The sequence below is a fragment of the Microbulbifer mangrovi genome (genome assembly GCF_002009015.1).
In the GTDB taxonomy this organism is placed as follows: domain Bacteria; phylum Pseudomonadota; class Gammaproteobacteria; order Pseudomonadales; family Cellvibrionaceae; genus Microbulbifer; species Microbulbifer mangrovi.
The window spans coordinates 1-7,431 of sequence record NZ_LZDE01000197.1; the positions used below are offsets into that span (position 1 = coordinate 1).

Genomic DNA, 7,431 nt, shown 5'->3' on the forward strand with positions numbered 1-7,431 from the left:
CAGCGGTTTTGAAACCTTTCACCGGCACCTTGGACGCCCCAAAACAGAAACCGAGCTCCGGGCCGAAAAGCTAAGGAGCCGAGCAAGTTTTATAACCGCCAGCAGCGGAATAAGTCAGGCGCATTACTGCGCGAAAGGAGAAACTCACAATGAGTGAATACAGCATCTTTACTTCGGAATCCGTATCCGAAGGACATCCGGACAAAATTGCCGACCAGATTTCCGACGCGGTTCTGGACGCCCTGCTGGCGCGTGACAAGAATGCCCGTGTTGCCTGTGAAACCCTGGTAAAAACCGGTATTGCAGTAATCGCCGGTGAAATCAGCACCTCCGCCTGGGTCGACCTCGAAGACCTGGTGCGCAAGGTGATCACCGATATCGGTTACACCTCCTCCGACGTCGGTTACGACGGCGAGACCTGTGGTGTGATCAACGTGATCGGCAAGCAGTCCGTAGACATCGCCCAGGGCGTCGACCGCGTAAAACCGGAAGACCAGGGTGCCGGTGACCAGGGCCTGATGTTCGGCTACGCCACCGACGAAACCCCCACCTTCATGCCCTCCCCGATCTACTACGCCCACCGCCTGGTAGAGCGTCAGGCTGAAGCGCGCAAAACCGGCTTGCTGCCGTGGTTGCGCCCGGACGCAAAAAGTCAGGTTACTTTCCGCTACGACGAAAGCGGCAAGCCGTGCGCGATCGATGCGGTAGTGCTGTCTACCCAGCACAACGAAGAGATTTCCCAGGACGACCTGCGCGAAGCCGTGATGGAACTGATTGTGCACCACGTGCTGCCGGCCGAACTGCTGCACGAGAACACCAAGTTCCACATCAACCCAACCGGCAAGTTTGTGATCGGTGGCCCCGTGGGCGACTGTGGTCTCACCGGGCGCAAGATCATCGTCGACACCTACGGCGGTTCCGCCCGTCACGGCGGCGGCGCTTTCTCCGGCAAAGACCCGTCCAAGGTCGACCGCTCTGCAGCTTACGCCGGTCGTTACGTGGCCAAAAATATTGTGGCCGCCGGCCTCGCCAGCCGCTGCGAAATCCAGGTGTCTTACGCCATCGGCGTGGCCGAGCCGACTTCCGTGTCCATCAACACTTTCGGTACCGGCAAGGTAAGCGACGAGCGCCTGATCGAGCTGGTGCGCGAAAACTTCGACCTGCGCCCCTACGCGATTTCCAAGGCCCTGGACCTGCTGCACCCGATGTACCAGCTGACCGCGGCCTACGGCCACTTTGGCCGCGAGCCGTTCGAGCACACCTACAAGTGGGTGGACAGCAACGGCCACGAGCAGACCGAAACCTTTACCGCCTTCCCGTGGGAAAAAACCGACAAGGCGGAAACCCTGCGCGCACAGGCAGGTATTTGATTTGAACAGGCGGGCCACAAGCCCGCCCACAGCGCTTGGCACAACCAGAGCGACAACTCAGAGAATTAGGTAATGAACCAGATGAGCACCGAATTTAAAGACTTCAAAGTAGCCGACATTTCCCTCGCCGACTGGGGCCGCATGGAAATTGAAATTGCGGAAGGCGAAATGCCCGCGCTGATCACCCTGCGCGAAAAATACCGCGCGGAACAGCCGCTGGCCGGCGCCCGCATCATGGGCTGTATCCACATGACCATCCAGACTGCAGTACTGATCGAAACCCTGGTCGCCCTGGGTGCGGAAGTACGTTGGTCTTCCTGTAACATTTTCTCCACCCAGGACCACGCCGCAGCAGCGATCGCTGCGTCCGGTATTCCGGTATTTGCTTGGAAAGGTGAAACCGAGGAAGAGTACGAGTGGTGTCTTGAGCGCACCATCGGTGCCGACGTGGCCGGCTGGCAGCCAAACATGATCCTGGACGACGGTGGCGACCTCACCGAGCTGCTGCATCGCAAGTACCCGGAACTGCTGGACAAGTGTCACGGTATTTCCGAGGAAACCACTACCGGTGTACACCGTCTGCAGGACATGCTGAAAGCGGGCACCCTCAAGGTTCCGGCAATCAACGTCAACGACTCCGTGACCAAGAGCAAGAACGACAACAAATACGGCTGTCGCCACAGCCTGAACGATGCCATCAAGCGCGGCACCGACCACCTGCTGTCCGGCAAGAAAGCACTGGTCATCGGTTACGGCGACGTGGGTAAAGGCTCCGCTGCCTCCCTGCGTCAGGAAGGCATGATCGTTAAAGTGACCGAAGTTGATCCCATCTGTGCCATGCAGGCCTGCATGGACGGCTTCGAGCTGGTCTCCCCGTATATCAATGGCGTTAACGATGGCAGCGAGTCCTGCATTAACAAGGAACTGCTGGCGAACACCGACCTGATCGTCACCACCACCGGCAACGTCAACGTGTGTGATGCAAATATGCTGAAAGCACTCAAGTCCGGCGCTGTGGTTTCCAATATCGGCCACTTCGACAATGAAATCGACACCGCTTTCATGCGCAACAACTGGGAGTGGCAGGAAGTAAAACCGCAAGTGCACAAGATTGTGCGCAATGCGGAAACCAATGACCACCTGTTGCTGCTGTCCGAAGGTCGCCTGGTAAACCTGGGCAACGCGACCGGCCACCCGAGCCGTATCATGGACGGCTCTTTCGCCAATCAGGTACTGGCACAGATTCACCTGTACCAGGAAAAGTTTGCCGACCTGCCGGCAGACCAGAAGGTTTCTGCACTGTACGTGAAAGTACTGCCCAAGCACCTGGACGAGGAAGTGGCCAAGTACATGGTAGAAGGTTTTGGTGGTGTGATTACCCGCATGACCGAAGACCAGGCCAAGTACATTGGTGTTTCCGTTGACGGCCCTTACAAGCCGGAAAGCTACAAGTATTAAAGACCTCCACACTGGGATCCCGGGTCTGCACCGGGATCTCGTGTGCCGAGGGAATGGGATAGAACAATGAGCAAGTTACGTATCAGTTTTGAATTTTTCCCGCCGAAGACCGAAGAGGGCCGGGACAAACTGTATAAGACCCGCGAGCAGCTGCAGGCATTCAACCCCGAGTTTTTCTCGGTTACCTACGGCGCCGGCGGCACTACCCGCGACACCACTGCAAATATCGTTACCAGCCTGCGCAAGGATGGTATCTCCATCGCTCCACACCTGTCTTTCGGCGGCGACAACGAAGAGATCGTGCTGGGTCTGTTAGAGCGCTACAAGGAAGCCGGTGTTGACCGCATTGTCGCCCTGCGCGGTGATATGCCTTCGGGCATGGGTTCTGTAGCACAGCTGGTGTACGCCAACGAGCTGGTGGCATTTATCCGCCGCCATACCGGCGATCACTTCCATCTGGAAGTGGCGGCCTATCCGGAAATTCACCCGGAAGCGGAAAGCTACGACGACGACATCCGCTTTCTGAAGGGCAAGTTTGAGGCCGGGGCCAACAGCGCACTGACCCAGTACTTCTACAACCCGGATGCCTACTTCTACTTCTTGGACCAGTGCGAGAAAGCCGGTATCGATGCGCCCATCTACCCGGGCATCATGCCGATCACCAACTTCACCAATCTGGCGCGCTTCTCGCGCAACTGCGGCGCTGAAATCCCGCGCTGGCTGAAATATCGGATGGAGAGCTTCCGCAATCCGGAAGACGTGAAAAAGCTGGGCTTGGAAATCGTCACCGACCTGTGTGAAACCCTGCTGGACGGCGGCGCGCCCGGCCTGCATTTTTACACCATGAATCAGGTGGGACCGACTGCGGATATATTGAAAGCGCTGGATCTTAATATCGCCCAGTAAGCCTAATCACACAGAATAGAGCTATGTGCTAAGAAGCGCAGATGGCGATGCCGGGTCTCACAAAGCGATACCCGGCAGCGACATCGCCACCGGCCTAAGCCCAGCAGACTATTTTTTCGGGCCATCCATCCACACATTGATCGGCTTGCCATCAAAATCAATCACGCGCACCACCAGCCGCCGGTTTTGCTCCCTGCCCCGCTGGGTATCATTGTCGGCAACGGGGTCAGAATCCCCCAAACCAGCTGCCTCGACTCGCTCCTCATTGATACCGCGCTCCAGTAAAAACTGTTTCACCCAGTTGGCTCGCCACTGCGATAGCTTGCGGTTTTTCTTGGGGTCACCGGCGTTGTCCGTGTGCCCTTCCACAACGATTTTAAGCTTGGGAAAGTCGCGCATAATCACTAGCAGCGCTTCCACGTCTCCGAGGGTGTCCATCCTGGGCGCGAAACCACCTGGCTCGAAATCCACATCCAGCACGAAGGTGTCGCCCGCCTCCCGTGTCTGCCCCATGAGGTAGCGCACCATGTCATCGCCAAATGGCGCCGCGGTGCGCGCAGACTGTTCTCCGATGCCATTACTGACCAGGTCGCGCGGATCGAGGGTGTATTTCTTGGTCGGGTCTGGACAGCCGCTCAGAAGCAGCGAGGGAATCAGAATCAGAAACGACGCCCACCGCGGATACTGACGGGCGATCGATTTACAGGTAGATCTAAGGGGTGCCTGCATAGGGCCGGCTCCTCTCGGTTTATCCGGAGTTCGGGTTTGCGGTTTCACGAGTCCGAAGCATTCTAGGATCACCCCCCGCCATTCCGTAATTAGCCCAGGCTCGAACAAGCCGGGACGGACTGCCCGGTAATTAGGCGCGGCGTGTGATTTCTGAGATGATCACAGGCACCTTACCCTCTATTAATGCCCGATCATTTTGAAACGCTCGAATCGCCAGGGAGACCGCGATGAACAAACAGATCATCCTGACACTAATCGGCGCAATCGCCATCGTGATTGCCGCGATTTTTGGCTCGTCGGTAAACGCCCAGCAGATTGTCACCGTCGATCCCGGCGATGGCTGGCTGAATGCCAGTGAGGGGTATCAGGAAAAAGTCACCTGGCGGGTGGCCAGTAAAGGAGGGGCAGCATCGCCCAGGGGTGTATTCGTCAACCTGGACAACAACAAAGAGCTCGCGGTTGTGGACCGCATACTCGAGTTCAGTGGCGACCGCGGCGTGGTGACAGAAGTGGTGCAGATCTCACCGGAACAGGCGCGTAGCTGGCATGCGAAAGGTGTCCGCAGGGTGGGTTACCGGCGCGTGTTTGCCGGAGCCGCCGGCAGTCTTTCCAATCACATTCTGTTCGATCTGAATGCCAGCGGTCGACTCGCGCAGGTTCAGGCTTCCCCGCCCTCGCAGACGGTGAGCAGCAAATCCCGACAGATGATGTTGGCCTGGAACCTGGACGGCGATATCGGCAGTACCAGTGCCGTGTCTGAAAGTGGACAGTTTCTGGTAGGAGACAGGGTCGTATACGAAGTATCGCAGCCGCTGGTGGCCGAGGGGCAGAGCACCCTGAAAGAAACCGTGATGCTGCCGCCGGGCTTGGTCAACGAGCTGGTGGCCAACGGCATCTACCAGGTGCGTTACACCCGCACCTTTGTGGATGACAAGGACACCCGCCGCAGCGCCTCGGTAGAGATCCGCCTCACCCAGTAGACATCACCTTCAAAACTCAGAGGTAATCCAGCAGCAACTGCATATCATTGATCACCCGCGCGCCCTCGGCTTCCAGCTGACGGCCGCGCGCGCTGTTGTGGCTGTAGCCAATCACCGGCATACCCGCAGCGACCGCAGCCTTAACGCCGGCAATGGAATCCTCCACCACCAGGCAGTGCTGCGGGTCTATCTCAAACTGCCGCGCACTGTGCAGGAACAGGTCCGGCCAGGGTTTGCCGCGGCCCACATCGTCCGCACTGAAAATACGTCCCTCGAAGAAATCCCACAGCCCGGTCTTGTTCAGGGTGATCTGCATTTTCGCGTGCGGGCCCGAAGACGCCACACAGGATTGCAGGTCTGTACCCTGCAGCTTTTCCAGTACCTCGTAGATACCGGTAACCGGCTCCAGCTCCTCGTGGAAAGCACGGCGGATGCGGCTTTCCGTGGTGTGGAAGTAGGACTCCGGCAGGGGGCCGCCGTAGCGCGCCTCGATATCGAGGATACAGTCCCGTGACGGCCGACCGCTGAACTGCTCGTCCAGTTCTTCCGCCGTCGCCGGCATCCCCAACTTGGTCATTTCCTCCGCCAGCACGCGACACACGATCGTCTCGCTATCCACCAGCACACCGTCACAATCAAAGATCACCAGGCGGGTTTCTGAAAACGGGTTATCCATCGAACTTCCTTAGTGCCAAAATCAGGTGGCGGATATCAACAATACCCCAATCAACACCCCCACCGCGCCGGCCACCCGCACCAGGTTTTCATTGCCGTGCACGACGCCCAGCACAAACTCCCGTGTGCGCTCGTAACCAGCCTGCAGCGCATAGGCGCCGACCACCACCAGCAGAATCCCCAGCACATTGAACAGCGTGCCCCAGCTGCGGGTATCGGAAATCAGCAGGAATATGATGCCGATCACAATGCGTGCCCAGGCCGCAAAATAGAACAACCGCGGATTCATCCGCTCGCTGATATCGCGCGCGATCTGCGGCTTGAGAATTATCAGTACCGACATCGCAGTAATCGCAACGCCGATCAACCAGACTATCGCTTTCATTTTTGCTCCTTGCAAAAAGCTCTAAAAATCACCCCATTGGAACTGCAATACAGACAGCGCCGCCACCGGCGCGGTCTCGGTGCGCAGTACACGCGGCCCGAGACGCAGCGCGTGGAACCCCCGCTCCAGCGCCAGCTCGATTTCCTCCGCGGAAAGCCCGCCTTCAGGCCCCACCAGTAACAGCGTCGACCGGGGCCTGCCCAGCTGCTGCTCCAGCTGCGCCAGCGTCTCCTCGGTGCGGTGGTGTAATACCAGCTTCAGCGCAGCACCGGTATCGCTATCGGCGCTGTCGAGAAACTGCGGCAATTTCATCGGCGACAGAATCTCCGGCACCCGGTTGCGCGCGCTCTGCTCACAGGCACTGATGGCAATCTGCTGCCACTGGCCCAGTTTTTTTTGCAGGCGATCACCGGAGAGCTTCACTTCGCAGCGCTCGGTAAACAACGGCTGGATATCCTTCACCCCCAGCTCGGTGGCCTTCTGGATCACCCAGTCGAAGCGATCACCGCGACTGATCCCGATAGCGAGGGTAATTGCCAGTGGCGACTGGCGATCCTCTTCAGAGTAGTCACCGAGCTTGACCCGCGTCTTTTTCCCTGCCTCCAGCAGTTCCGCCGAATATTCACCACCTTCGCCATCAAACAGGACCAGCGGGCGACCTGGCCCGAGGCGCAGCACCTTGACCAGGTGGCGCGAGGCGGCTTCGTCTAATTGAACTTCAGTTTTACCCGCCAGAGGTTCAGCGGAGAAAATACGGGGGATACGCAACGATAGATCCTGAATACGGAACAGAGTTGCGTGAAGGGTAATACAGGTGGCAGGGAGTTTGTAGGTTCGAAACAGCTTCTTGTGGACTCTGCCAACCCTATGTGGCGGCGGCGCGCCGGGCATGCGTTTTCAAAACTGCTGTGAATACATCCATGTACGC

The 7,431-nt window shown here is 58.2% G+C and carries 8 protein-coding genes; 4 read left to right on the forward strand and 4 right to left on the reverse strand.

All coding sequences use genetic code 11. The features are described from left to right. Nucleotides 1-149: 149 nt before the first annotated feature. The 3 genes from metK to metF all read left to right on the forward strand — a co-directional run bounded on the left by metK (nucleotide 150) and on the right by metF (nucleotide 3,734). Nucleotides 150-1,370: a methionine adenosyltransferase gene (gene metK / locus B4U49_RS02005; protein WP_078082909.1), complete on the forward strand. Its 1,221-nt coding sequence runs from the start codon at nucleotides 150-152 to the stop codon at nucleotides 1,368-1,370. An 81-nt stretch (nucleotides 1,371-1,451) separates the two neighbouring features. Continuing rightward, nucleotides 1,452-2,828: an adenosylhomocysteinase gene (gene ahcY, locus B4U49_RS02010; RefSeq protein WP_078082917.1), complete on the forward strand. Its 1,377-nt coding sequence runs from the start codon at nucleotides 1,452-1,454 to the stop codon at nucleotides 2,826-2,828. 66 nt (nucleotides 2,829-2,894) lie between these two features. Next, a complete protein-coding gene (metF, locus tag B4U49_RS02015) occupies nucleotides 2,895-3,734 on the forward strand; it encodes a methylenetetrahydrofolate reductase [NAD(P)H] (protein WP_078082910.1) in 840 nt (279 codons plus the stop codon). Nucleotides 3,735-3,842: 108 nt separating this feature from the next. Here metF and B4U49_RS02020 read toward each other — a convergent pair whose 3' ends face one another. Continuing rightward, on the reverse strand, nucleotides 3,843-4,463 hold the full coding sequence (locus B4U49_RS02020) for an OmpA family protein (protein ID WP_078082911.1): 621 nt from the start codon (nucleotides 4,461-4,463) through the stop codon (nucleotides 3,843-3,845). Between the two features lie 227 nt (nucleotides 4,464-4,690). Between B4U49_RS02020 and B4U49_RS02025 the strand changes: the two genes are divergently transcribed. After that, nucleotides 4,691-5,443: a hypothetical protein gene (locus tag B4U49_RS02025; protein ID WP_078082912.1), complete on the forward strand. Its 753-nt coding sequence runs from the start codon at nucleotides 4,691-4,693 to the stop codon at nucleotides 5,441-5,443. 16 nt (nucleotides 5,444-5,459) lie between these two features. Here B4U49_RS02025 and B4U49_RS02030 read toward each other — a convergent pair whose 3' ends face one another. From B4U49_RS02030 to B4U49_RS02040, 3 genes are read right to left on the reverse strand one after another with little or no spacing between them, the layout of a single operon-like run. Then, a complete protein-coding gene (locus B4U49_RS02030; RefSeq protein WP_078082913.1) occupies nucleotides 5,460-6,119 on the reverse strand; it encodes an HAD family hydrolase in 660 nt (219 codons plus the stop codon). Between the two features lie 21 nt (nucleotides 6,120-6,140). Next, nucleotides 6,141-6,503, reverse strand: a complete 363-nt coding sequence (locus B4U49_RS02035; RefSeq protein ID WP_078082914.1) for a hypothetical protein — start codon at nucleotides 6,501-6,503, stop codon at nucleotides 6,141-6,143. Between the two features lie 21 nt (nucleotides 6,504-6,524). After that, the gene (locus B4U49_RS02040) at nucleotides 6,525-7,271 is read right to left on the reverse strand and encodes a 16S rRNA (uracil(1498)-N(3))-methyltransferase (RefSeq protein WP_078082916.1); all 747 of its coding nucleotides are present in this window, start codon (nucleotides 7,269-7,271) and stop codon (nucleotides 6,525-6,527) included. Nucleotides 7,272-7,431: the final 160 nt, after the last annotated feature.

Excerpts from the sequence above, each read along its gene's own strand:
- metF (WP_078082910.1), top strand. The coding sequence starts at position 2,895 with ATGAGCAAGTTACGTATCAGTTTTGAATTTTTCCCGCCGAAGACCGAA.
- B4U49_RS02030 (WP_078082913.1), bottom strand. The coding sequence starts at position 6,119 with ATGGATAACCCGTTTTCAGAAACCCGCCTGGTGATCTTTGATTGTGAC.
- B4U49_RS02035 (WP_078082914.1), bottom strand. The coding sequence starts at position 6,503 with ATGAAAGCGATAGTCTGGTTGATCGGCGTTGCGATTACTGCGATGTCG.
- ahcY (WP_078082917.1), top strand. The coding sequence starts at position 1,452 with ATGAGCACCGAATTTAAAGACTTCAAAGTAGCCGACATTTCCCTCGCC.
- B4U49_RS02025 (WP_078082912.1), top strand. The coding sequence starts at position 4,691 with ATGAACAAACAGATCATCCTGACACTAATCGGCGCAATCGCCATCGTG.
- metK (WP_078082909.1), top strand. The coding sequence starts at position 150 with ATGAGTGAATACAGCATCTTTACTTCGGAATCCGTATCCGAAGGACAT.
- B4U49_RS02020 (WP_078082911.1), bottom strand. The coding sequence starts at position 4,463 with ATGCAGGCACCCCTTAGATCTACCTGTAAATCGATCGCCCGTCAGTAT.